Raw genomic sequence first — 23,642 nt, 5'->3', positions numbered from 1 at the left:
TCCGATCGCGCGTCGAGCGCGCTCCGACGGATATATTAATTTAGGGCTGCCTAAAATATTCCATGGAACTGACGCGACGCGACGCGGCGGCCGCGCTGGCCGCGATCGGCGCGACCGGCGGCGTCGCGCTTGGTGTCCGTCGGGCGACCGGCGACGGCGGTCGGGGAGGCGCCGAGGCGGAGCCCGCGCGGGACGGCGACGGCACCCCCGGCGACGAGGCGGTCCGCGAGGCGATGACGGCGGTCGCGCGGACCGTCTACCCGGAGGCGGTCTCCGGGCTCGACGCGTTCGTCGACGGCCTCCTCGACGGCCGCCTCGACGGGTCGGCGCACGCCGAGGGGATCCGAGCCGCGGTCGCCGAGGTCGAGTCGGCCGCCCGGTCGTGGTACGGCGCGCCGGTCGCCGACCTCTCGCCCGCCGACCGCGACGAGCTGCTCCGGGAGATGGGCGCGGACGTGGCCGAGGAGAACCCGGACGGAACGACCGCGGAGCGAGTCCGGTACTACGTCGTCAACGAGCTGCTGCTCGCGCTGTACGCCTCGCCGACGGGCGGGGAGCTCGTCGGCATCGAGAACCCGCAGGGGCACGCGGGCGGCGCGGAGAGCTACCGGCAGGGGCCCCGATGAGCGGCGCGGAGGACGCGAGCGGCGGACGGGACGCTCGTTACCGGCAGACCGGCGACCGGGCCCGCGGCGACGTCGACCGCACGCCCGTGCCGGACACGGACGTCTGCGTCGTCGGAGCCGGCCCCGCGGGAGCGCTCGTCGCCGACCGGCTGGCGGGCGACCGCGAGGTCGTCGTGCTCGACGCGGGCCCGCGATTCGACCCCGCCGACCGGCTCGCGAGACAGGAGCGCGCGATCCGCCCGTTCTACGACCGGCCGGACGTCTGGGACGTGGGCGGCGAGCGCGACGCCCACGAGACCGCCGGCGACCGCCCGTACCCGCTCAACCACGCCCGCGTGAAGGGCGTCGGCGGGTCGACGCTCCACTGGCAGGGGATGGTGATGCGGCTCCACGAGGACGATTTCAACTCCGGCACGGCGCGGGGCGTCGGACCGGACTGGCCGATCGACTACGAGGACCTCCGCCCCTACTACGCCGAGGCCGAGCGCGAGCTGGGCGTCGCGGGCGCGTCGGACAACCCCTACGCGCCGCCGCGCGAGGAGCCGCACCCGATGCCGGCGTTCGAGCCCTCCTACAGCGACTCGCTGTTCGCCGAGGCCTGCGAGTCGCTCGGGATCGCCATGCACTCCGTGCCGAACGCGCGCAACTCCGAGCCGTACGACGACCGGTCCCCCTGCGTCGGCTACGGCACCTGCCAGCCGGTGTGTCCGAGCGGCGCGAAGTACGACGCGACGGTCCACGTCGAGCGCGCCGAGGAGCGGGGCGCGACCGTCATCGACCGGGCGTCCGTGCGGTCGCTGGAGCACGACGGCGACGACAGGGTGACCGCGGCGGTGTACGCGACCCCTGACGGGGCTGAACACAGGCAGACGGCCGACGCCTTCGTCGTCGCCGCGGGCGGCGTGGAGACGCCGCGGCTCCTGCTCCTCTCCGCCTCGGACCGATACCCCGACGGGCTCGCGAACGGGAGCGGTCACGTCGGCGAGTTCTTCATGGACCACCTGTTCGCGGGGGCGGGCGGCACCCTCGACGAGCCGACCAGACAGAACCACGTCGGCTTCTACACCAGCGCCTGCGACCAGTTCTACGACGAGGCCGACGAGGCGCAGGCCCCGTTCAAGCTGGAGTTCTTCAACTACGCCGGCCCCTCGCCGGTCGAGACGGCCCTGTCGGGCGACGACTGGGGCGACCCGCTGCTCGACCAGCTCCGTGAGGGGTACGGGAATCACGTCGCCATGGGCGGGCTCGTCGAGCAGGCCCCGCGGGCCGACAGCCGGATCGCCCTCGCCGACGACCGCACCGACGATCACGGGGACCCGGCGCCGCGGGTCGAGTGGAGCGTGGGCGAGCGCGCGCTCGACACGATCGAGCGGGCGAACGAGATCCAGGTCGCGATCTTGGAGGAGCTCGGCGCCGACGTGGAGTGGGTCGCCGGGCCGGACGCGACCGGGCCCGCCTACCACCACATGGGCACGACGCGGATGAGCGACGACCCCGACCGGGGAGTCGTCGACGCCGACTGCCGGACCCACGACCTCGACAACTGCTGGATCGCCTCCAGCTCCGTCTTCCCGACGAGCGGCGCGATGAACCCCACGCTCACCATCGCCGCGCTCGCGCTCCGCGTCGCCGACGACGTGGAAGCCCGCCTCTCGGCGCAGACCTGACTGCCGTCGAACATTATTTTAGGTAAACCTAAAAACTCAAGTAGGTGCGAGCGGAGATCCGGGTAATGAGCGACTCAGCACACGCGACGAACGGATCTGCGAGCGCCGTCGACGTGACGGAGACCGTCGGGGAAGAGGGCGGAGGCTCGGCGGACGAGGAGATCGAGAGCGCGGCGGACGAGAAAGGCGAGAGCGTGGCGAACGGGGGGGACGGCGGGGCATACACCTTCGACGACCTCAGCGTCGTGATGGGGACGTACAACGAGGCGGAGGCGATCGGGACGGTCCTCGATGACATCGACGAGGTCACGGACGGGAGGGCGGAGGTCGTCTGCGTCGACGGATCCGACGACCGCACTCCGGAGATCGCCCGCGAGCACGGCGCTCGGGTCATCGAACAGGAGCCGCAGGGGTACGGCGTCGCCGTCCGCGAGGCGATCCTGACCCCCGACCGACCGGTGGTCGTCACGACCGACTGCGACGACACCTACCCCATGGAGGCGCTGCCGGAGTTCCTCGCCGAGGTCAACGACGGCGCGGACGTGGTAAGCGGCGACCGGCTCTACCACGGCGCGGAGGCGATGCCGGCGTTCAACCGCTTCGGAAACCACGCGTTCGCTGCGGTCGCGAGCCTGCTCATGGGCGAGCGCGTCCACGACACCACGACCGGGATGCGCGCGTACCGTCGCGAGGTGGTCGAGGAGATCGGCTGGACGGAGAACACCGGCCTCTCAGCGGAACTCCTCATCCGCCCGCTGATGCGCGGCTACGACGTGCGCGAGCGCCCGATCGCCTACGCCGAGCGGCTCGGCGACACGAAGCTCGACCCAATCGGCGGCGGCGCCGCCATCGCGAAGTCGATCGTCACCGTCTGCCTCGAAGAGCAACTGCGGCGCTTCTGAGGGCGCTTCGCCCCCGACGCGACGCCGTACGGCGGTCCGGACGGACGCTGTGGGCACAGTGGACCGCCGCCGGCGACGGTTTCTACGACCCTGAGCGACAGCGCCGATCATACATAAACAGACGCGGCGGTCGGCGCGTGCCGACGAACGCCCGCGGGGCGTGAGTCGCAGGCGCGAGGGAGTCGCTGGCTCACGGAGCGAAGCGGAGGGTGCCAGCGACGAGGCTGGGGAGGGGTGAGGCGCGGGGCGGTGCTGTGAGGGGCGGGACTCAAAGGGATAACCCCGAGGCCGCGGTAGGCGACGTAAGCATCGCAGCGAGCGGAGCGACCCAAGAGCGCAACGAGCGTACCGCGGCCTCGCGGCTGAGGCTTTGGAGGTTGTCACCACCGATCCACCAGCAACTGCGTGTGAGATATCGACGTATTAGTCGCTCGCCTCGGCGGCCGTCTCGAAGACGACCCACTCGGGGTGGGCGTCGGGCTCGTCGGGGAGGTACGTCCCCTCAGTCCCGCACGCCGTGACGAGCCGACAGGTCGAGCGCTCGGGCGGCCAGACGACCTCGACGCGCTCGCCGCTGGCTCCCGCCTCGCTGCCCTCCGTCACCCGAACCGTCATCTCCTGCCGGTATGTGAACGTCGCGCCGGCGGGGTCGACGAGCGTCACGGTCACGGCGACCGCGTCGCCTTCGGGGTCGAGCGGCACGGGGTCGCCCGCCTCGGGGTCGCCCGCGGCCGCCGCGCCGGGCAACCGGACGCCCTCGGGCGTCACCGCCCAGTCGACCGCGAGCGAGTCGCCGAGATCGCTCACCGTGTAGGAGACGTGGTCCGGACCGCCCGGAGCGCCCCGTCGCGGGTCGACGCGGACCTGCGCGCGGGCGACGCGGTCCGGCACGCCGACGGTCGTCTCGGCGTCGATCCGAGCGCCAGTGCGCCGGTCGAGCGGCTCCAGCTTCGGCGTGACGCGGGTCTCCGGATCCGCGGTCCAGACCCCCTGATAGCCGTAGCGGTACAGGGTGCGGTCCGGGTACGCGTCCAGCACCGCGAAGTTCTCGACCGGGTCGCGGTCGAGCGCGTACACGACCTCGCCGTCGAGCCCCGGCCCGTTCCGGAGGTACTGGAACGGGTGGTTCTGCCACTCGCCGTACGGCGTCGGCACGAAGACGAGCCCGTCCTCGAAGGTCGTCTCGTCGAACGGCGCGTACGCGGCCTCGTGTTTCGCGTCGACCGCGGCGTTCCGCTCGATCGGATCCGCGGCCGCGTCGACCGCGGCCACGCCGGCGACGACGACCGCGCTCGCGACGACGACCGCGATCGCCACGCGGGCGACCGTCCCCGAGGCGCCGCGGGAGACGAGCCGGTCGCGGGCCGCGGACAGCGCCCGGGCGGCGGCGGCGACGGCCAGCCCGCCGAACACCGACAGCGGGACGAGCAGGTCGAAGTGATAGAACGGGCCGAACAGCGACGCGAGCCCGTCGGTCGGGTCCGAGAGGTCGGCGAGCGCGTTGTGCGTCCCCCAGAAGTAGAGGTTCCCGACGACGACAGAGACGGCGACGCCGACGAGCAGCGCCGTCGCTGTCCGTCGGAAGCCGGGCGTACCGGACGCGTCGTCGGCCGCCCGGTCGTAGAGGAGTCCGCGCGGATCGCCGGTCGCGCGCCACCCGCGGAGCGCGACCGCGCCGCCGACGAGCGCCGCGAGCGTTCCGAGCGGGCCGGCGGCGAACCAGCGGGTCGCGATCTCCCGGAGCGCGTACCCGTTCGACTCCAGCGCCAGCCCGAGCGTGTAGTCGACCGAGTGGCCGAGGATCCGGCGCTCGCCGAAGCCGGGGCCGTCCATCGGCGCGAACACCTGGTACGGGAACACGAGCGGGGACCCCGTCATCCGGGCGTTGTACGCGAGCGTGACGCCGACGAACAGGGTACCGAACAGCGCCGTCAGCCCGTGGCGGCGGACCGGGTCGGGGAGCCCGCGGACGCCGGCGTCGACCAACGCGCGCGGCGTCGACGCCGCGGACTCGGCGCCGAACCGCCGGGTCGCCGACGCGACGCGCCACAGCGCGTGACAGATGAACGGGGCGGCGAACAGCACCGCCGTGTACGGCCGCGCGAAGAAGGCGACCCCGATCGCGAGGCCCGCGACGCCCGCGGCCCTGAGGGACTCGTCCCGGACGCTCCGGAGGTACGCGACCGCGAAGACCAGGTTGAAGAGCGTCGTCGGCGCGTACGGAAGGAACGCCGAGGAGGTCGCGATCGCCATCGGCGACGCGGCGAAGAGGACGGCCGCGGCGAGGCCCGCCCGGCGACCGACGGCCGCGGAGCCGAGCAGGTACACCAGTGCGGCGTTCCCGGCGGCGACGACCGCGAGAGTCACGCGCGGCTCGCCGAACAGGGCCATCGAGACGGCGAACGTCGCCGCGGGAACGGGGTTGTACTTCGGGTAGAGCCGCCCGCCGTCCTCGATGAAGAACCACGGGTGGACGGCGTCGGCGAGCGAGCCGGCGTGGAACGCCAGCTGACCGTCGAGGAGGAGGGCGGCCTGCGTGAGGTAGACGCCCTCGTCGTGGTTCGCCGAGTGGTGCGAGAAGACGGTGACGGCGACCGCGAACGTCAGGGCGCCGGCGGCGACGGCGACGAGCGCCGCGGCGAGGCTCACCCGGTCGGCGCGTTCGAGTCGCTGGCGGAGGTGGACGAGGAGCCGGCGGGGACGGAGCGACGGTGGGAGAACTGACACGGTCGGTGGAGTGAGGCTGTGAGCGTGACGGGCGCGCGGCGCGACGCGGGGGTGAGGCGGCGGCTCAGATCTGGACGCCGGCGTCGCGCATGAGGTCGATCGTCGGTTCGAGGTTGGACAGCTCCGAGAGGTCGATGTCCGGGACGTCGAGCTCGTCGATCGTCGGGAGGTCGCCGATCGGCTCGACCTCCGGAATCAGCGGGTACTCGAAGGTGGAGCGCGCGAAGTAGTCCTGCGCCTCCGCCGACAGCAGGTGGCGGACAAAGTTCGCGGCGAGGTCAGCGTTCGACGCGGTGTCGACGACCGCGGCGCCCGCGACGTTGAACACCGCGCCCGCGTCGCCCTGCGTGAAGGAGGTCGCGATCGGGGCCTCCGGGTTCCCGTCGAGCACGCGCTGGATGTAGTAGTGATTGGTGAACGCGGCGTCGATCTCGCCGTCGGCGATCTCCTGACACGCGCGGAACTCGTCCGGGTACGTCGCGGCGCCGCGCTCGACCATCGCTTCGAGCCACTCGCGGGTGGCCTCCTCGCCCTCCAGCAGCCGCATCGCGGTGACGAACGCCTGCGCGGAGCCGTACGACGGCGCCCAGCCGAGGTCGCCCTCGAACTCGTCGGGGTACGCCATGATGTCGTCCGGGAGCCCGTCTTCGGAGACCGACTCGGTGTTGTACGGGACCGTCCGGGCGCGCCCGGAGGTGCCGACCCACTGCTCGGTGTGGAACTCCCCCCGGACCTTCCCGGTCACGTCGTCGGGGAGCGCCTGCGTGCGTCCCGCGTCGGCGAGCGCGCCGAGCGAGCCAGCGTTCACCGAGTAGAACACGTCGGCCGGCGACCCCTCACCCTCGTTGATGATCGCGTTCACGTGGTCGGTCGAGCTGTTGTACCGAACGGTCAGGTCGAGGTCGTCGTACAGGTCGTCGATGTAGCCGACGAGGTCGCCGACGAGGAACTCGCCGCGGCCGGAGTAGACGGTGAGTTCGCCCTCCAGCGCCGGCATCTCCGCCATCGGCGTCCCGCCGGGGGCGTCGCGCCCGGCGCGGCCGGAACCGATCTGCCCGATCGCCGGTCCGCCGTCGCCACCGTCGGAGCCGTCTTGATCGTCGCTCCCCGTACAGCCGGCGACCCCCGCGACGCCGACCGCGCCGGCCGCCGCGAGGAACTTCCGCCGTCGAACGTCGCGCCCGTCTCGTGCGTCGGATTCGTGGGTCGTCATGTGTTTTAGGCTTGCCTAAATGGTTTTAGTCGTGTCGGTTCAGTCGTCCGCGGGCGCCGGCGTCCGCCGGATCGCGTCGAGGCAGTCGAGCCAGTCGCGCATGTACTCGCCGCAGTGGTTGAGGAACGCGCCGTTGTTCCACTCGTCGAAGTCGCCCTCGGCGAGCGCGTCGGCCATCGCGTCGAAGACCGCCGCGTACGAGTCGGCGTCGGCGCCCGCCTCGTCGACGACCTCCCAGACGTGCTCGTTCAGCTCCAGCCCGGCCACCTCGTTCGCGAGGTCGTCGAACGTCGAGCGCGGGGCCTTGTTGTGTTCACAGAGCGGGTCGCCGTTGTAGATGCGCTTGCCGAGCACGTCGCAGGCGCGCTTTAAGAACAGCCCCGACCAGATGTCGTCGAACCGCCCCACGTCCCACTCGTTGTCGTCCATCGGCAGCTGGTAGAACGCCGGGATCACCTCGCGGCGGAACGCGAGGTTCATCGAGCAGACGGTGAGGTAGTTGCCGCGCGCGGCGACGAAGTCGTCGCCGAAGTCGTCGGCGGTCGCCCGCGTCTGCGCCTGGCCCTCCAGGTCGCCGTCCATCAGGATCCGGACCGCGTCGAGGTCAGGGACGTTCGTCCACAGCCCCTGCGAGGCGACGACCTCACCGGCCTCGACGTCGACCGCGTCGGTCTCGACGGTCTCGTCCATCGCCGAGTACGGGTAGCCGCGCGGGTAGAGACCGTGCTCGTCGGCGTTGTCGTAGAGGACGTTCACCCAGTCCTCGTCGGAGCTGACGCGCTCGACCTCTCCCTCGAGCGCGAGGTTCGCCATGTGTCGACCGAAGTAGTCGACGTCGTCGTGCGGGAGCGTGTCGTCGTCGATGAAGACGCCGTAGTCGAACGACTCGTCGGCCCACATGTACAGCAGGCCGAAGCTCGTCTCGGCGTGGCTCGCCGCCGGGACGACGTGGCCGTACTCCGCGACGCCGTTGGCCTCGTACCACTCCTCGCGGCGGCTGCCGTCGAACACCTCGCCGGAGACGTCGAGGTCGTCGAGCATCGCGCGCATCTCGTCGGTCTCGCAGAAGTCCTCGGTGACGAGGACGAAGTGGAGCCGCGAGACGTCGAACCCGTGCTCGCGGGCGTTGGCGACGTACGCGCGGAGGCACTCGTACTCTCTGATCGTCGGAACGATGACGCAGATATCCGAGCCGTCGCCGCTCGGGGCGGTAGCCGTCATACGCGTTAGTTTTTAGGCTGGCCTAAAAGTTTAGCGGTCCGTCGTCGGCTGCGTCGCGGTCGCGTCGGGTTCCCGCTCCGACTCGTCGGGAGCGCGCGTCGGCGACAGGTCGAACGCGGCCGCGACGGCGCCGCCGCCGGCGAGCGTGACGGCGTTCTTCAGCGCGTGGTCGAGGGCCGCCGCGGCGAGCGCGACTTCGGCGGAGATCGGCGTCGCGGCGACGACGATCCCGGTGAACGCCGCCTCGTACAGCCCGATCCCGCCCTGCGAGAGCGGCAGCACCTTCGCGAGGTTCCCGGCCGAGACGGCAAGCGTCCCGACGACGGCGAGCGCGACCGGATCGACGGCCCCGCCGAACCCGCCCACGAGCGCCGCGAGGACGAAAACAGCGGTCGCGACGTCGAGCGCCCACACGACGCCGCTCGCGAGCGACACCCGAACGAGCGCGCCCGCGTCCGCGGCGACGACGCGGACGGCGGCGCCGAACCGGACCGCCGCGTCGACGGCACGGGCGAGCCGGGATCCCGCAGCGCGATCGCGGAGGGCCGGACCGAACTGCCGGTCGCTCCGAGCGACGACGACGGTGAGCGCCGAGAGCAGCGCGGCCGCGATCGCAGTGCCCCCGGCGACGACGAGCACCCGACCGGAGCCGTCGGGCGCGACGACCCGCCCCCCGGCGAGGCGGACGGCGAGCGCGGCGCCGCCGAGCGCGCCGAGCGCGATCAGGTCGAAGGCGCGCTCGACCGCCAGCGATGCGACGCCGGTAGCGTAGGGGACCTCACGGCGGTCGTTCAGCAGGTACGCGCGCACCCCGTCGCCGGCCCGGGCGGGGACGATCAGGTTCGCGGTCTGGCTCGCGAACACGGTCGCCGTGAGGAACGCCGTGCGACACCGGTGTCCCATCGGCCCGAGCACGTCGCCGTACCGCCGGCCGCGGACGGGCCACGACGACAGGTACGCGACGAGCGCGGCGGCGACGTAGACCGGGTCCGCGGTCGCGACCGCGTCGACGACGGCGGCGAGGTCGAGGGTCTGCGTCAACACCGCGCCGCCGATCGCGAGGACGAGGACGGTTCCCGCGACCGCGAGCGACCCCCGAGGGACGCGCGCTCGGAGCCGGGAGAGGCGCTCGCGGAGTCGAGCGGCGGCGGTTCGCGGTCTCATACGATTATTTAGGTCGCCCTAAAGAACATAACGCTGGCGGTTCGCGGAGGCGAACCGGCGGGGCGGGCCGGACCCGGCGCGACGCAACACGTTTGTTCGCGGCAATCGAACAACTACGCATGAGCGCGAACGAGGCAGACGCCGGCGCTGCGACCGAGGACGTGCGGATGTGGCTCGTCGAGCGCACGTACTCCGACGACGAGCAGAACATGGTGATCCTCACGTACGCGACGCCGGACGGCGAGCGCTACTTCCGCAAGGAGCGCGCGCTCACCTCCTTCACGGACGTGCGCGACACCACGGCCGCCGTCGACGCGGCGCCGTCGAACGTCGGAGCCGTCGACGACCCCGACGACCGCGAGCGCTACGCCGCCGAGGCGACGCGGATGGCCCGCGTCCACGACCCCGACGACGTCATCTGAGCCGCACCGCGGACGGGCCGCGAGCGACCGGGCCGCACAGCCTTTTCACCGCCCGGGCCCAACGCCCGGCCGATGCGCGCCACTCTCGAAACGCTCGGCGTCGCCCTCCTCATCGGCGCCGCGCAGGCCCTCCTCGGCGTCGTCGGCCTCGCCGGACTGTTCGCGCTGTCGACCCCCGTCGCCGTCGCTCCCTGGACGCTCGTCACGAGCGTGTACGCGCACGGCTCCGTCGGCCACCTGCTGGCGAACGCCCTCGCGCTGCTGCTCGTCGGGCCCCTGGTCGAGCGCCGGACGACCCGCGCCCGCTTCCACGCGTTCGTGGTCACGACGGGCGCGCTCGCGGGCCTCGCGCAGGTGACCCTCGGGAGCCTACTCGGCCCGCCGGTCGCCGTGTTGGGGATCAGCGGCGCGGTGTTCGCGCTCGGCGGTTACCTCCTCGCGGGAAACGTCGTGAGCGAGACGCTGTTCGACCGCCTGCGCCTCTCGCCGCGAGTCCAACTGGTCCTGTTCGGGCTCGTCGCCGTCGTCCTCACCGCGACGACGGCCGCGCCGGGCGTCGCGCTGATCGCGCACGCGACCGGGGCGTTCTGCGGGCTCGTCGCCGGACGCGTCGGCCTGCTCGACGCGCGGTGACCGGAACCGGACCGGACGGTGGGCGCGGGCCGCGATCGACGGCGCCGGGGCTAGGCGGTGTGAAAAACGAAAGGGTGAAAGAGAAACGCCCTAGCGCTCAGTCTTCGAGAACGATCTCGATGCTGACGTCGTTCGGCACTTGGACGCGCATGAGCTGGCGGAGCGCGCGTTCGTCGGCGTCGATGTCGATCAGACGCTTGTGGACGCGCATCTCCCAGTGCTCCCACGTCGCCGTCCCCTCACCGTCCGGGGACTTGCGCGACGGGATCTCGAGCGTCTTCGTCGGCAGCGGGATCGGGCCCGACAGGGCGACTCCCGTCGAGTCCGCGATCTCGCGGACGTCGTCGCAGATGTCGTCGAGGTCCTCGGGGCTCGTGCCGGCGAGGCGGACGCGTGCCTGCTGCATCGATTATCGCTCGTTGACGTCCAGCACCTTGCCGGCCGCGATGGTCTGACCCATGTCGCGGATGGCGAAGCTGCCGAGTTCCGGGATCTCGCCGGACGGCTCGATGCTGAGCGGCTTCTGGGGACGCACGGTGACGACCGCCGCGTCGCCGGACTTGATGAAGTCCGGGTTCTCCTCGGCGACCTCACCGGACGAGGGGTCGATCTTCTGATCGATGGACTCGATCGTACAGGCGACCTGCGCCGTGTGGGCGTGGAAGACCGGGGTGTAGCCGGCCGTGATGACCGACGGGTGCTGCATGACGACGACCTGGGCCTGGAACGTCTCGGCGACGCTCGGCGGGTCGTCGGCCGGGCCACAGACGTCGCCGCGGCGGATGTCGTCCTTGCCGATGCCGCGGACGTTGAATCCGACGTTGTCGCCGGGCTCGGCCTTGGGCACCTCTTCGTGGTGCATCTCGACCGTCTTCACCTCGCCGCCCACGTCGGACGGCTGGAAGGAGACGTTGTCGCCGGTGTTGAGGATCCCGGTCTCGACGCGTCCCACGGGGACGGTCCCGATACCGGAGATGGTGTACACGTCCTGGATCGGCAGGCGGAGCGGCGCGTCCGTCGGCGGCTCGGCCTCCGGCAGGTCGTTGAGCGACTCCAGCAGGGTGGGGCCGTCGTACCACGAGGTGTTCTCGGACGCTTCGGCGACGTTGTCGCCCTCGAAGGCCGAGATCGGCACGAACGTGGTGTCGTCGGTCGCGAAGCGGACCTGGTTGAGCAGGTCCTCGACCTCGCTGATGACCTCCTTGTAGGAGTCCTCGCTGTAGTCGACGAGGTCCATCTTGTTGACGCCGATGATGAGCTCGTTGATCCCGAGCGTGCGGGCCAGGAACACGTGCTCGCGGGTCTGGGGCGCGACGCCGTCGTCGGCCGCGACGACGAGCACCGCGTTGTCGGCCTGCGAGGCGCCCGTGATCATGTTCTTCACGAAGTCACGGTGGCCCGGACAGTCGACGATGGTGAAGTAGTACTCGTCGGTGTCGAACTCCTGGTGGGCGATGTCGATCGTGACGCCGCGCTCGCGCTCCTCGGCGAGGTTGTCCATCACGTAGGCGAACTCGAAGCCGCCCTTGCCCTTCTCTTCGGCTTCCTCGCGGTGCTGCTCGATTACGTGCTCGGGGACGCTCCCCGTCTCGAAGAGGAGGCGACCCACGAGCGTACTCTTGCCGTGGTCGACGTGGCCGATAATGGCCAGGTTCTGGTGCGGTTTGTCACTCATGGGGTAATCACGCGCTAAGGCGCTCTGTGAGTAAGTTTCGGTTGATTCCACTAAAACGGTTTCGATACGGCCCACAGAGTATCGTGCCGCCGTCTTGCGATTCTCGACAACCCGGGGCACGCCACACGGCCGCACGGAGACCGTCGGTGGGCGAGTCGGGCGTCGGCTACTCCAGCCGGCCCACGTCGCCGAGGACCGCGCTCGCGGTCTCGGGGCCGCCCGCGCCGCGGCCGGAGATGTTGAGCCGGCCGGCGTGGGAGGTCTCGATCTGGACGATGTTCTGCGTCCCCGAGACCGCGAGCGTGCCGTTCTCGGGGACGAGCCGCGGCGCGACGCGGACGGTCTCGCCCGTCGCCTCGCCGATCAGCCGGACCGTCCGCCCGTCCTCGGCCGCGAGGCGGAGCGCGGAGCCGGGCACGTCGCGGATCCCCGAGACGTCGGCGTCTTCGAGCGTGAACTCCCGGGCGTCGGCGGGGTCGTCGACCGCGCCGAACGAGAGCACGTTTGCGAGGATGACGCACTTCAGCGCCGCGTCGGTGCCGTCCACGTCGAAGGAGGGGTCCGCCTCCGCGACGCCGAGGTCCTGCGCCTCCGCGAGCACGTGGTCGTAGTCCAGCCCCTCGGCGGCCATCCGCGTCAAGATGAAGTTCGCCGTCCCGTTGAGCACGCCCCGGACCGCCGTGACGTGGCCGGGCTCGATGTCCTCGACCGTCGACACTGCGGGGATTGCGCCACCCACGGTCGCCTCGAACCGGATCTCGCCGTCGCTGTCGCCGACGGCCGCCCGTAGGTCGCCGTACCGCTCCGCGACGGGGCCCTTGTTCGCGAGGACCGCGTGGCGGTCGCGCTCTAAGGCGGTCGTCACGTGCGAGAAGCCCGGCTCGGCGTCGCCGAGCGTCGTCGGCGTCGCCTCCACGAGGACGTCGTAGTCGGCCGCCAGCGCGTCTGCCGGGTCGTCGTCGCCGACGATCCCCCGTTCCGCCTTCCGCGCCACGACCGCGTCGGGGTCGACGCCGACGGCCTCTCCGCCGGAACCGCCCGTCCCGTCCGCGACGACCGCGGTCGACGAGTCGGCGACCGCGACGACCTCGTGGCCGTGTTCGCCCGCCAACTCGACGACGGAGCGCCCGACGGCGCCCGCACCGATCACGGCAAGTCTCACGCCTCCACCCCCGTGAGTGGCTCAACGACGCGAAGGTCCTTCTCCGCGGCGAGGTCGCGGACCGCGGCGAGCGCCGCGTCCGTCTCGCCGGCCCGGGCTTCGAGCCGGAGCCGCGCGCTCGACACCTCCTCGGTGCCCTGCGGGGCCGCGAGCGACACGTCGGCGACCGACGCCGACTCGCAGGCCTCAATGCTCGAGAGCGTGTCGGAGAGGTCGGTGTCGATGAGGTGGCCGAAGAGGAGCAGCGTCACCTCCTCGGCGTACCGCTCCGTGCCGGCCTGCATCACGTTCACGCCCTCGCTACGGAGCGCGTCGACAATCTCCTCGAACCGGTCCGGCGTCGCCTCGAAGTCGACCTCGACCGGGATCCGGCCGCGGGGCGTCTTGTTCCCGCGCTCGTGGTAGATCGACAGGAGGTTCCCGCCGTTGTCGGCGATCGGGTGGAGCGCGGCGAGCAGCTGCCCGGGCTCGTCGACCAGCTCCAGCCGGACCGTGTGCGTCGAGACCGCCGTCGAGGCGTGGCCGCCGTCGGGCGACGCTCCCGAGTCGGGCTCGTCGACGCCCGCCTCCGCGTCGAGCGCGGCCTCCGGCGCCCCGTCGCGACGGTCGCTCACGGCGCCACCTCCGGCGCCGCGCCGCGCCCGGCTTCATCGCGGCCGGTCGAGTCCGGATCGCTCGTCCGCGGACGCGCTCCTGTCCCCGACGTGGAGCGGTCGCTCGGTGGCTCCGTCGCGGTGCGCCGGGGGGGAGTCGTGCCCGTCTGCATACCCGAACGGAGTCGGACGATCCGGTATAAGCCTTCGGCGCTGGCAGGCGTTGCCTCGCTTCCGTGCCTGTCAACGCGGCGCACGGTTCGGGGAGGTCTGCCGCGATCGACGGCGTCGGGGCTCTCAGGCCGAAGACACCAGAGAGAAGTTGACCGCAGAGACCGCGGACCGCGTCGTCGACTTAGAAGTAGTCGATCGACTGCGGCAGTTCGAGCTTCATCCCCTTGCGCTCGCGGATCTCCATGATCTTCTCGCGCTGGAGATTATCGACGAGGACGCGGAAGCCCGCGTTCTCGGTGTTCCACGAGGCGCGGCCCTCGGTGGCCGAGCGGATGTCGGAGGAGAACCCGATCATCTCCTCGACGGGCGCGATGCCCTCGACGACCATGAGGTCGCCCTCCTGGTACATGTCGTCGACGCGGCCGCGACGACCCTGGATCTCGCCGGAGGCCGCGCCCATGTGTTCGCTGGGCACGTCGATCCGGACGTCCTGGATCGGTTCGAGCAGGCGGACCTCGCCGTCGATCAGCGAGCGGTGGACCGCGTCGCGGACCGCCGGGATGACCTGCGCCGGACCGCGGTGGATGGTGTCCTCGTGGAGCTTCGCGTCGTGGAGTCGGAACAGCGACCCCTGGACCGGCTCGGCGGCCAGCGGACCGTCGTCGAGCGCCTCCTGAAGCCCCTCCAAGACGAGCTCCATCGTCTCGTTGAGGTGCTGGATCCCCTTCGTGTCGTCGATGAGGATGTTGGTCCGGTGGATGTCCTCGACGTTTTGGGAGGTGTCCTTGTCCATGCCGGCCTCCTGTAGCGCCTCGCGGCGCTCCAGTTCGGGCATGTCCATCGAGACCTCGCCGAGCTGGATGGCGTCGACGATCTCCTGGTCCATCGGCTCGACGGTGATGTAGAACTTGTTGTGGCGGTTCGGCGACTGCCCCTCGACCTCGCGAGAGGACTCCTGGGGCTGCTCGCGGAACACGACGATCGGTTCGCCGGTGATGACCGGGATGCCCTGGTTGTCGCGAATCCGCTGGGTGATCACTTCGAGGTGGAGCTCACCCTGCCCGCTGATCAGGTGCTCCCCGGTGTCCTCGTTGATCTCGATCTGGATCGTCGGGTCCTCCTTGGCGACCTGCTGGAGCGTCTCGATGAGCTTCGGCAGGTCGTCCATGTTCTGCGCCTCGACGGACTTCGTGATGACCGGCTCGGAGATGTGTTCGATCGACTCGAACGGCGTCATCTCGACCGAGGAGACGGTGGAGCCGGCGATGGCGTCACGCAGTCCGGTGACGGACGCGATGTTCCCCGCCGGGACACGGTCCACCTCCTCGCGTTCGGACCCCATGAAGAGCCCCACGCTCTGGATGCGGTTCTTCCCGGCCGTGCCGGAGACGTACAGCTCCTGGCCCTTCTCCAGCGTGCCGGAGAAGACGCGGCCAGTCGCGATCTCGCCCGCGTGCGGGTCCATGGAGATGTCGGTGACCATGAAGACGACGTCGCCGTCCTCGTCGACCAGCTGCATCCCCTCGGCCAGCTCGGTGTCCGGGTCACCGCGCCAGATGCGCGGGACGCGGCGGGGCTGCGCGTCGACCGGGTTCGGGAAGTGTTCGCAGACCATGTCGAGCACGACGTCAGACAGCGGCGTCCGCTCGTGGAGCTCCTGCCGCTTGTCGTTCTGTTCGAGCTCCATGATGTCGCCGAAGTCCATGCCGGTCCGCTGCATCGAGGGCATCGAGACGCCCCACTTGTACAGCGCGGAGCCGAAACCGACCGTGCCGTCCTCGACGGAGACGGTCCAGTCCTCGGGGATGTCGTCCATGTTCTCGGCCATCCCGCGGATGAGCTCGTTGACGTCGGCGATGACCGACATCAGCCGCTCTTGCATCTCCTGGGGCCCCTCCTGGAGCTCCGAGATGAGGCGGTCGACCTTGTTGATGAACAGCGTCGGCTTCACGCCCTCGCGGAGCGCCTGTCGGAGCACCGTCTCCGTCTGGGGCATCGCGCCCTCGACGGCGTCGACGACCACCAGCGCGCCGTCGACCGCGCGCATCGCGCGAGTGACGTCGCCCCCGAAGTCCACGTGGCCCGGGGTGTCGATGAGGTTGATGAGGTGGTTGGTGTCCTCGTACTCGTGGGTCATCGAGACGTTCGCCGCGTCGATGGTGATCCCGCGCTCCTGCTCGTCCTCCTTCGTGTCCATCGCGAGCTGCTCGCCCGCGGTGTCCTCGGAGATCATCCCGGCGCCCGCCAGCAGGTTGTCAGACAGCGTCGTCTTCCCGTGGTCGACGTGGGCGGCGATGGCGATGTTCCGGATGTGCTCCGGGTTGTCCATCAGCCGCTCACATTCCTGAACGATCTTCTTGCGTCGGCCCATTATACCGAGTGTTACCGAAAGGAGGGTCAAAAGGGTAGTGTTTCGTCGCGGCCGATTCGCCGGGGATCACCCCCGATCCCCGGCGATTTCGTGTCGCACAGTGTCACGGAACGACCGCCGCGGGCGCCCGGGTCGAGACCCCGGCGGAGCAGGCATCGGCGCGGTTTTAAGGGCCGACTCGGGAAACGGTGAGTATGAACGAGACGCTCTCACGGCTCGTCGACAGCGGCGTCGTCGCGGTGCTCCGCGGGGTGCCCGCCGACCAGCTCATCGAGATCGCGGAGGCGCTCCGCGAAGGCGGCGTCACCGCCGTCGAGATCACCGCCGACACGCCGAACGTCGCGGACCTCATCGACGAGGTGACCGCCTCCTTCGACGACGAGGTCGTCGTCGGCACCGGTACCGTCCTCGACAGCGAGACCGCCCGGACGACGCTGATGGCGGGCGCCGAGTTCGTCGTCTCGCCGAGCCTCCACGAGGACGTCGTCGAGACGTGTAACCGCTACGGCGCGGTCAGCGCACCCGGCGTGATGACGCCGACGGAGGCGGTCCGCGGCTACGAGGCGGGCGCCGACTTCGTGAAGGTGTTCCCCGCGAAGACGGTCGGGCCGGCCCACCTCGGCGCGATGAAGGGGCCGCTCGGCCAGATTCCGATGATGCCGACCGGCGGCGTCGGCCCGGACAACGCCGCGGAGTACGTCGAGGCGGGCGCGTTCGCGGTCGGCGCGGGCGGCGCGCTCGTCGACTACGACGCCGCCGAGCGCGGCGACTATGAGGTCATCACCGAGACCGCCCGCGAGTTCACGCGGGTGGTCGAGGAAGCGCGCGGCGACTGAACCCCGAGGGTCCGGCGCGGTGAGGCCCGCTCGACCCGCGGCCGCTCCCCCCACCTCACATGAAGTCCGCGATGCCGGACTGCTTGTTCGTGTCGTCCTCGAAGATCGACTCTAACGACTGGTCTAACACCTTCAGCCGCTGTTTCGTGTAGGGCCGGCAGTCGAACCGCTCCGCCACCTCGATGGCGGTGTCGACGTACTTGCTCACCGACCCCTCGTGGACGGTGAGGTTCACGCGGCCGCCGCACTCGCGGCACTCGCCCGTCAGCGGCATCCGCCGGTACTTTTCGCCGCAGTCGAGACAGCGCGTTTCCTGCCGCGAGAACGCCCGGAGGTTCCCGATGATGTCCGGCAGGAAGTGGTACTCGATCACCCGCTCCGCCACGTCGGTCTCGTCGACCGCGCGGAGCTTCCGGGCCAGCTCCAGCTGGGCGTCCATCTTCTCCATCATGTCGCCGAGCGTCTTGTACGCCGAGAGGTCCGGTCCCATCGCGATGTCGGTGGTGTCGTGGGTGTGGTCGAACCCGTGGTACTCGTCGTCGGTGCCGAGCGTGTCCTCGCCGATCTGGATCAGCTCCTCGACCGCCTCCGGGTCGGCCATCTCTCGGGACGCCTCGTACAGCTCTTTGGGGTACTCCCGCACGATGTCGACGTTGTGCGCCTCGTCGTCGATCTCGGAGGGGTCGATTCGCGAGGACATCACCAGCGGCGCGTCCATCCGCCCGCCGCGCTGATCGGGCAGAAATTCTTTCGAGAAGTTGAGCAGTCCGTCCATAAGCAGCATCACGCAGTCCTCGTCACCGTCACACTGACCGGAGTACACGTCGTTCGCGACGAGCGTGTTTGTCTCCTCAACAGTCAGACAGTATGTGAATTCGATGTCGGACTGGACCATCTCGACAGAGACGACTTCGTCAACCCAAACGTCGCCTCCGTCACCGAAGAGTCGCTGTGTTCGGGTATCGACGCGGTCCAGCACGTCAGTAAGCGTCTCGTCCTTGCGGCCGAGATGGAAGCCGACTCGGTCGGCGAACCGCACGGCGTTCTGTGATGTGATCTTGAGGACCCAGGATTCGAACGACTGCTCGCCGTCGTAGAACTCGGCCACCGCACCCGTCTTCGGGGTACGCTCCTCGCGATACACTTTCGTAGCGATACCGAACCGCTTGAGGGCTGCGATTAGGTCGGACTGTAGGTCGTCGCTCACCGTATGTGCGCGAACCTCGACGCGTTCGCTAGACGTGCTTCCGTCGCCAGAGAAGTACGCCGCGAGGAACGTTCGGAGAATCGAGTCCGGTGCGGAGAGCACGCAGTCCGGGATTAGTTTCGTCTCCGCACGACTCCCGGCGTCAAGAACATCCGAGAACAGCGTCGTGACGAGGCGACTGGAAACAGTAATCTTCCATTCGTTCTCCTCGAACGCCTCAACGTCAAATACGTCGTCAAAGACGTCAATGATCTCGTCGCGTGGCACGTCGTCCGGCGTACAGATTGTCGTCTGGTAAAATGACCCAGCCTCCTGCCGGGTGAACCCTTCTGCAGCGTAGTATCCGAGCATCGTGCCGACCGTCTCGTCGACATCGAACTGACGCGAAATCGAAGCGCTGTCTCGACGGATTCCAAGTGTCACGTCGGTGGGAACGCGTTCGACGACAGTGTCGCAGTCGTACAGTTCGATCAGAACGCCGGCCGAGATGCTGTCGCGAGACACCCAGTTGTACACCGTCGACTGACTAACGTCGAGGAGTTCCGCAACAGGCTTCAGGTAGTTCTCGGCGTCTGTCGCATCATCGAGGAGTTGTTTGAGATTAGATTCGCCGAGCCCTCGGATCATCAGGTCGTCGTTCGAAACGGCGTCCGCGTCGAGGAATTCCGCGAGCAGGTCGAACGTCGCTGTTTCCCCGTCAACCGAGATCTGTTTCGGCGCAGGGAGCGCATCTTCCGTGGTTAATTCTCGGGCCGACACGCGCTCGATTCCATCGCCGGTCCACCGACGCATCGAGTGGTCGGGCGTCACCGTCAGCTCCTGCCCACTCTTTGTTTCGACGCGGACGAGGTGGTCAGGCGAAGGATGCTTCGAGAGTGCTTCAGCCCGTTGGAGCGTTTTCTCGCCATCCTCAGTTACGGACGGTACATACACATCGTCATCGAGTTTCTGGACAAGCGTCCCGAAGTCGTCCTCTTCAGCCGTTTCGGCGTCAAGTCGGTCCTCAACGAGTGTCTCGATGGGGTCGTAGTGCCACTTTCCGGCTTCGTCCTCGTACCAGATTTTCGTCTCCGGGTGGAAGCAGTTCCGCCGTTTCGCGGCGTGAAAGTACGGATGAGCGTATCCGACCGCGGCCGACGTGAAACCCACCACTCTCCCAACAGTCGCGGCGCTCGTGTGGGGCGCCATCCCGAAGACGAGCTCGCCGACGAGGTCGTCGCGCTCGTTCACCTCGTAGAAGCGGTCGAGCCCGTAGAACTGTTCGAGGAGGTCGTCGACGAAGTCGGCGGTCTTGAGCATGTGCTCGGCCGCGCCGTCCGAGAGGACGATGTCCTGGACGCGCAGTTCGACCACCTGGTCGTCGTGGCGCAGCGGCTCGCCGTCAATATCGGTCTCGTAGCCGAGCTCGCGGAAGTGGTCGGCGGTGACGTCGAGCTCCTCGGGCCGGACCGCGGTGACCGGGAGGTCGGTCATGTCGTACCGGACCGTTCCGTCCTTGAACGACGTGACGCCGTTCTTCGCGCGGAGGACGCCCTTCTCGATCGGCTCCGGCGTCTTGTTCCGCGAGGTGAGCCCCTGAACCCCCTTCAGGATCTCGAAGGCGGACTCGCGCTCGCCGACCGTCTCCAAGGCGGTGCGGTACGCGTCGTTGACGTCGACCTCCTGATACCCCGCGGCCGTCACCTCCCACTCGCAGTTCGGGCACTCGACGCGGCCGGCCTCGTCGGGCTCGCAGACGGTGCCGCAGTCGTTACACTCGTAGTGCGGTTCGGTGTGCGTCTCGCAGTCGGGGCACAGCGCGGCGTAGGTGTGCTCGCCGCAGTCCGGGCAGACGCGGTCGGAGACCTCCAGTTCGTGTCGCCCCCGCCGGCCGGTGTCGTCCATCACGTTCGCGGCCTCGGCGACGTCGCGCTGGGGGCCGCCCGCCTCGTTGATCGGGAAGAGGGTGTGGACCGCCGGCGAGAGGTCGCGGCTCTCCGACTTCTCGGGGCGTCCCATCCGGTTACCGATGCGGGTGGGGGCCCGCTCGCGCACTTCGAAGGGGGCGACCTCGTTGACCGCGCGGATCGCGTTCTCGCCGTCGGCGTACTCCCGGGCCGCGGGGGAAAGGTCCGCGGGGTCCCACTCCTTCCGGAGGCCGTCGTCGATCCCGAGCGACCGCGCGAGCGGCCGCCACGTCGGGATCCGGAGGGCGTCCGGGGTCGCCGCGTGTTCGATCAGCAGCGACTCCAGCGTGTCTTGGACCTGATCCGTGCGCTCGATCGCGAGGACGCCCTCGACGACCTCGCCAGCCGCGATCGCGTCGGCGAGCGCCGCGAACGCGTCGACCGACACGTCGTGCCAGAGGTAGGTGTACTCGGGGTGGAGCGGGCAGTCGTGCTCGCGAGCCCACGAGAGCGCCCGGTCGACACCGGGGTGTTCGAGGTCGACGTGCGGGTCGTCGCGGAGCGCGCGGACGTCGGCGCCGGCCGCCTCGAACTCCTGGACCCACCACTCGGGGGCGTACGAGGCGGGCGCGAGCGGGTGGTTGTTCTCGACGAACTCCCCGTAGTTGACGAGGTACTCGCCCAGGTCGAGGACCTTCTCGACGCCGTTGCGGAGCTCCTTCGCCTCCTCGGGGTCGTCGATCCGGCGGACCTCGCCGTTCGCGAGCCGGACCGTGGGGCCCTCGATGGAGTCGACCGGGACGACGCCGTGCGCCTTCCCCGGCCGCTCGGTCTTGATCTGCGTGCCGGCCGCGAGGAAGTCGTCGACGATGTGCATCGTGGCGGGGTGGACGCCGCCGGTCGCGAAGCCGTGGTTGCGCGCCCGGCCGTACCGGAGTCGGAAGCCGCCCGCCTCGCTCGGGTGGGTGAACACGGGCCGCCCCGCGATGAGGTCGCGGAGGAACTTCTGTGAGGGGTCGGCCCGCGGCGGTCCGGCCGCGTCGTCGGCCGCGCTCTCGTCTCCCTCGGTGTCCGCCGCGTCGTCGGCTTCGGCGTCGCCGTCACCGTCTCCCGTGCCGCTCTCGGTGTCCTCGTCGGCCGCGGCGCCCCCGTCGCCCGCCCCGTCTTTCCCGATCGTCCCGTCGATCAGGTCCTGGAGCCACGGCCAGTCGACCTCCTCGAGGTCACGGGTGTACCGCTCGATCTTCGGGGCCTTCAGCGCGATCCCCTCGGCGGCGACGAGGCACATCCCGCCGCGCGCGGAGTTGGTGTCGACGCGTTCGAGGTCGCGGAACCCCGAGACCTCCTCGTCGCTCGTCGCCTCCCCGTCGAGCATGACGGGGATGTGCTTGGCGATGAACTTCGACTCCTTGTCCTTCGGCGTGTACTGGAGCCCGGTGTCCTTGTCGTAGAGGGCGATCTCCTCGGCGTAGCGCTCGACCTCCACGTCGCGGGGCTTGTACTCGTCGACGTCGAGCAGCGACCGGGCGTAGTCGGCGACGAGCACGGACAGCGCCTGCGCCGTCCCGCCCGCCGAGCGGATCGGACCGGCGTAGTAGACGTTGACGAACTCCGTGCCGTCGTCGTTCTCCAACAGCTCGACGCGGTCGATCCCCTCGATCGGCGCGGCGACGACCCCCTCGGTGAGCAGCGCGACCGCGGTCCGGACCGCCCCCTCGATCTTCCCCTCGCGGGAGTCGTAGTCACCGACGTTGCCGTCGACGAAGTCAGTGACCAGCTCCAGAGCCGCCTCCTCGCGAGACATCTCGCCCTCCAGCTCGCGGACGCGCTCGGCGACGCCGTCGATGCCGAGGATGTTTTCGACGCGGTCGGCCATGTCGCGGGCGATCGGGATCTCGATCTCCGGCTCCGGGTCCCGGCCCTGCTCTTTGGCCGTCTCCGCGACATCCCACGCCTCGTCGAGCCGCTCTTCGATCCGCGCGAAGTAGCGCTCGTCGTCCGGTCTCATCGGGCCTCTGGGGTCCGGTGGCGCGGTCGACGGGTCACAGCCACAGGTCGAGGTCCGTCGCCTCGTCGTGCGAGCGCTCCAGCGGCTCGGCGAACGCGCGCAGGTGACACTCGCCGGCCCAGACCGTCGCCGAGTCGAGGTGCCCCGCGAGCGCCTGTCCGCTCGGCCGCGAGAGGACGGCGTGGGTGTGTGCGAACACGTCGCCCTCCAACAGCGAGACGTTGCCCACGCAGGCGGCCACCTCGAGCGGTTCGTCGAACGTCACCGAGCGATACTCGGTCTCGTCTTGGTCGTAGAACCAGACGTCCGCGTCCTGGACCGCACCGAGCGCCGTGAACCAGCCGGCCTCGACGTCTTCCTCGCGGGCGAGCGACTCGATCTCCTCGCGCCAGTCGGCCCCCGTTTCGAACCGCGCGACGTACTCCGCCGTTGGTTCGACCTCGCGGTGGTACATAGCAACTCCCCACGGCGGCCGGGGAGAAAAAGGCTTCAGTCGGACCGAGGAGGACGGCGAACTCAATTCGATATAGCGTTATGTGATACATCTAGCGACGACAGCGAGAGTCAGAGAGACGACAATAAGGCCGAGAGAACGCGTCTACACCGTAGAAACGGTGGATCTACAGAGATAGGCGGTTCAGTAGCTGACGGCGTTGCGACTCGCGGAGCGGAAAGAGAGGAAAGGCGTGGTCGGCCGGGTTCAGAACGGCGCCTGGGGGCCTTCGTCGTCGCCGTCGTCGTCGGTCGTCTCCCCGGGGAAGGAGGGAGACATCCCGCCGCCGCTGCTGGTGCCGCCGAGGTCGCCGTCGGCGCCGGCCGACGCGCCGGTGTCGGCGTGGACCGTCTCGATCTCGGGGATCTCTTTGACCATCCGGGACTTGATCGCCTGGATCGTCATCGGGGAGATACCGCAGCCGGAACAGGCCCCGCCGAGCTGGACCGTCACCTCGCCCTTCTCGCGGTCGAGGTGGGCGATGGCGGCGCTGCCGCCGTGCATCTGGATCTGCGGGAAGTTGCGCCGCAGGAAGTTCGTGATCCGCTCGCGGAGTTCGTTGTCCGCGTCAGCCGTGTCCGTGCTCATGCCCGCGAGTTGGCGGGCACCGGGCTTATGCCTTTGGTTCGGCCGGATCCGCTCCCGTCGCGGGCCGCGTCGGA

18 protein-coding genes are annotated in these 23,642 nt (G+C 69.9%); 6 read left to right on the top strand and 12 right to left on the bottom strand.

Features of this window, described 5'->3' with window-relative positions; translation table 11 throughout:
• The first annotated feature begins 62 nt into the window (after positions 1–62).
• The 3 genes from EXE51_RS02205 (at position 63) to EXE51_RS02195 (ending at position 3,195) form a co-directional block, all read left to right on the top strand.
• Positions 63–626 (top strand): gluconate 2-dehydrogenase subunit 3 family protein, encoded by a 564-nt coding sequence (locus EXE51_RS02205; protein WP_086216159.1) that lies wholly within the window; start codon positions 63–65, stop codon positions 624–626.
• Entirely contained in the window at positions 623–2,293 is a 1,671-nt protein-coding gene (locus tag EXE51_RS02200) for a GMC family oxidoreductase (protein WP_094495588.1), read from the top strand. The genes EXE51_RS02205 and EXE51_RS02200 overlap by 4 nt, the downstream gene beginning before the upstream one ends.
• A gap of 248 nt (positions 2,294–2,541) precedes the next feature.
• The gene (locus EXE51_RS02195; protein WP_233125185.1) at positions 2,542–3,195 is read left to right on the top strand and encodes a dolichyl-phosphate hexose transferase; all 654 of its coding nucleotides are present in this window, start codon (positions 2,542–2,544) and stop codon (positions 3,193–3,195) included.
• Between the two features lie 423 nt (positions 3,196–3,618).
• On the opposite strand, the gene EXE51_RS02190 is transcribed toward EXE51_RS02195, so the two are convergent.
• The 4 genes from EXE51_RS02190 to EXE51_RS02175 form a co-directional block, all read right to left on the bottom strand.
• The gene (locus EXE51_RS02190) at positions 3,619–5,922 is read right to left on the bottom strand and encodes a glycosyltransferase family 39 protein (protein ID WP_137691957.1); all 2,304 of its coding nucleotides are present in this window, start codon (positions 5,920–5,922) and stop codon (positions 3,619–3,621) included.
• 64 nt (positions 5,923–5,986) lie between these two features.
• A complete protein-coding gene (locus EXE51_RS02185; RefSeq protein ID WP_049932273.1) occupies positions 5,987–7,135 on the bottom strand; it encodes an extracellular solute-binding protein in 1,149 nt (382 codons plus the stop codon).
• 39 nt (positions 7,136–7,174) lie between these two features.
• Positions 7,175–8,356: an alpha-1 4-glucan-protein synthase gene (locus EXE51_RS02180; RefSeq protein ID WP_137691956.1), complete on the bottom strand. Its 1,182-nt coding sequence runs from the start codon at positions 8,354–8,356 to the stop codon at positions 7,175–7,177.
• Between the two features lie 30 nt (positions 8,357–8,386).
• Positions 8,387–9,520, bottom strand: coding sequence for a lysylphosphatidylglycerol synthase transmembrane domain-containing protein (locus EXE51_RS02175; protein ID WP_089308661.1), 1,134 nt, complete (start codon positions 9,518–9,520; stop codon positions 8,387–8,389).
• A gap of 119 nt (positions 9,521–9,639) precedes the next feature.
• Between EXE51_RS02175 and EXE51_RS02170 the strand changes: the two genes are divergently transcribed.
• Both EXE51_RS02170 and EXE51_RS02165 read left to right on the top strand, forming a co-directional pair.
• Positions 9,640–9,942: a hypothetical protein gene (locus EXE51_RS02170; RefSeq protein WP_049932269.1), complete on the top strand. Its 303-nt coding sequence runs from the start codon at positions 9,640–9,642 to the stop codon at positions 9,940–9,942.
• A 72-nt stretch (positions 9,943–10,014) separates the two neighbouring features.
• Positions 10,015–10,575 (top strand): rhomboid family intramembrane serine protease, encoded by a 561-nt coding sequence (locus EXE51_RS02165; protein ID WP_086220264.1) that lies wholly within the window; start codon positions 10,015–10,017, stop codon positions 10,573–10,575.
• 97 nt (positions 10,576–10,672) lie between these two features.
• Here the strand turns inward: EXE51_RS02165 and rpsJ are convergent, their stop codons facing one another.
• The 5 genes from rpsJ to EXE51_RS02140 form a co-directional block, all read right to left on the bottom strand.
• Positions 10,673–10,981 carry a 30S ribosomal protein S10 gene (gene rpsJ, locus EXE51_RS02160; RefSeq protein ID WP_004048854.1) on the bottom strand — a complete coding sequence of 103 codons (309 nt, stop codon included), beginning with the start codon at positions 10,979–10,981 and terminating at the stop codon, positions 10,673–10,675.
• Positions 10,982–10,984: 3 nt separating this feature from the next.
• A complete protein-coding gene (gene tuf / locus EXE51_RS02155; protein ID WP_049932267.1) occupies positions 10,985–12,250 on the bottom strand; it encodes a translation elongation factor EF-1 subunit alpha in 1,266 nt (421 codons plus the stop codon).
• Positions 12,251–12,416: 166 nt separating this feature from the next.
• Entirely contained in the window at positions 12,417–13,412 is a 996-nt protein-coding gene (locus tag EXE51_RS02150) for a homoserine dehydrogenase (RefSeq protein ID WP_089308662.1), read from the bottom strand.
• The gene (locus EXE51_RS02145) at positions 13,409–14,026 is read right to left on the bottom strand and encodes an amino acid-binding protein (protein WP_049932264.1); all 618 of its coding nucleotides are present in this window, start codon (positions 14,024–14,026) and stop codon (positions 13,409–13,411) included. Before EXE51_RS02145 ends, EXE51_RS02150 begins: the two co-directional genes overlap by 4 nt.
• Before the next feature lie 334 nt (positions 14,027–14,360).
• Positions 14,361–16,550, bottom strand: coding sequence for an elongation factor EF-2 (locus tag EXE51_RS02140; protein WP_049932262.1), 2,190 nt, complete (start codon positions 16,548–16,550; stop codon positions 14,361–14,363).
• Between the two features lie 194 nt (positions 16,551–16,744).
• Between EXE51_RS02140 and EXE51_RS02135 the strand changes: the two genes are divergently transcribed.
• The gene (locus EXE51_RS02135; protein WP_137691955.1) at positions 16,745–17,386 is read left to right on the top strand and encodes a bifunctional 4-hydroxy-2-oxoglutarate aldolase/2-dehydro-3-deoxy-phosphogluconate aldolase; all 642 of its coding nucleotides are present in this window, start codon (positions 16,745–16,747) and stop codon (positions 17,384–17,386) included.
• A gap of 55 nt (positions 17,387–17,441) precedes the next feature.
• On the opposite strand, the gene polC is transcribed toward EXE51_RS02135, so the two are convergent.
• From polC to EXE51_RS02120, 3 genes are all read right to left on the bottom strand, one after another.
• Positions 17,442–22,487 carry a DNA polymerase II large subunit gene (gene polC, locus EXE51_RS02130; RefSeq protein WP_137691954.1) on the bottom strand — a complete coding sequence of 1,682 codons (5,046 nt, stop codon included), beginning with the start codon at positions 22,485–22,487 and terminating at the stop codon, positions 17,442–17,444.
• Positions 22,488–22,521: 34 nt separating this feature from the next.
• Positions 22,522–22,941, bottom strand: coding sequence for a PPC domain-containing DNA-binding protein (locus EXE51_RS02125; protein ID WP_049932257.1), 420 nt, complete (start codon positions 22,939–22,941; stop codon positions 22,522–22,524).
• A gap of 246 nt (positions 22,942–23,187) precedes the next feature.
• On the bottom strand, positions 23,188–23,568 hold the full coding sequence (locus EXE51_RS02120) for an iron-sulfur cluster biogenesis protein NfuA (protein WP_049932256.1): 381 nt from the start codon (positions 23,566–23,568) through the stop codon (positions 23,188–23,190).
• Between the last annotated feature and the right edge of the window lie 74 nt (positions 23,569–23,642).

This window comes from Halorubrum sp. CGM5_25_10-8B (assembly GCF_005435095.1).
Classification (GTDB): domain Archaea; phylum Halobacteriota; class Halobacteria; order Halobacteriales; family Haloferacaceae; genus Halorubrum; species Halorubrum ezzemoulense.
This window is presented reverse-complemented; position numbering and strand designations above follow the sequence as displayed.

Excerpts from the sequence above, each read along its gene's own strand:
- EXE51_RS02170 (WP_049932269.1), top strand. The coding sequence starts at position 9,640 with ATGAGCGCGAACGAGGCAGACGCCGGCGCTGCGACCGAGGACGTGCGG.
- EXE51_RS02200 (WP_094495588.1), top strand. The coding sequence starts at position 623 with ATGAGCGGCGCGGAGGACGCGAGCGGCGGACGGGACGCTCGTTACCGG.
- EXE51_RS02125 (WP_049932257.1), bottom strand. The coding sequence starts at position 22,941 with ATGTACCACCGCGAGGTCGAACCAACGGCGGAGTACGTCGCGCGGTTC.
- polC (WP_137691954.1), bottom strand. The coding sequence starts at position 22,487 with ATGAGACCGGACGACGAGCGCTACTTCGCGCGGATCGAAGAGCGGCTC.
- EXE51_RS02165 (WP_086220264.1), top strand. The coding sequence starts at position 10,015 with ATGCGCGCCACTCTCGAAACGCTCGGCGTCGCCCTCCTCATCGGCGCC.
- EXE51_RS02120 (WP_049932256.1), bottom strand. The coding sequence starts at position 23,568 with ATGAGCACGGACACGGCTGACGCGGACAACGAACTCCGCGAGCGGATC.
- EXE51_RS02180 (WP_137691956.1), bottom strand. The coding sequence starts at position 8,356 with ATGACGGCTACCGCCCCGAGCGGCGACGGCTCGGATATCTGCGTCATC.
- rpsJ (WP_004048854.1), bottom strand. The coding sequence starts at position 10,981 with ATGCAGCAGGCACGCGTCCGCCTCGCCGGCACGAGCCCCGAGGACCTC.
- EXE51_RS02185 (WP_049932273.1), bottom strand. The coding sequence starts at position 7,135 with ATGACGACCCACGAATCCGACGCACGAGACGGGCGCGACGTTCGACGG.
- tuf (WP_049932267.1), bottom strand. The coding sequence starts at position 12,250 with ATGAGTGACAAACCGCACCAGAACCTGGCCATTATCGGCCACGTCGAC.
- EXE51_RS02195 (WP_233125185.1), top strand. The coding sequence starts at position 2,542 with ATGGGGACGTACAACGAGGCGGAGGCGATCGGGACGGTCCTCGATGAC.
- EXE51_RS02140 (WP_049932262.1), bottom strand. The coding sequence starts at position 16,550 with ATGGGCCGACGCAAGAAGATCGTTCAGGAATGTGAGCGGCTGATGGAC.
- EXE51_RS02135 (WP_137691955.1), top strand. The coding sequence starts at position 16,745 with ATGAACGAGACGCTCTCACGGCTCGTCGACAGCGGCGTCGTCGCGGTG.
- EXE51_RS02205 (WP_086216159.1), top strand. The coding sequence starts at position 63 with ATGGAACTGACGCGACGCGACGCGGCGGCCGCGCTGGCCGCGATCGGC.
- EXE51_RS02175 (WP_089308661.1), bottom strand. The coding sequence starts at position 9,520 with ATGAGACCGCGAACCGCCGCCGCTCGACTCCGCGAGCGCCTCTCCCGG.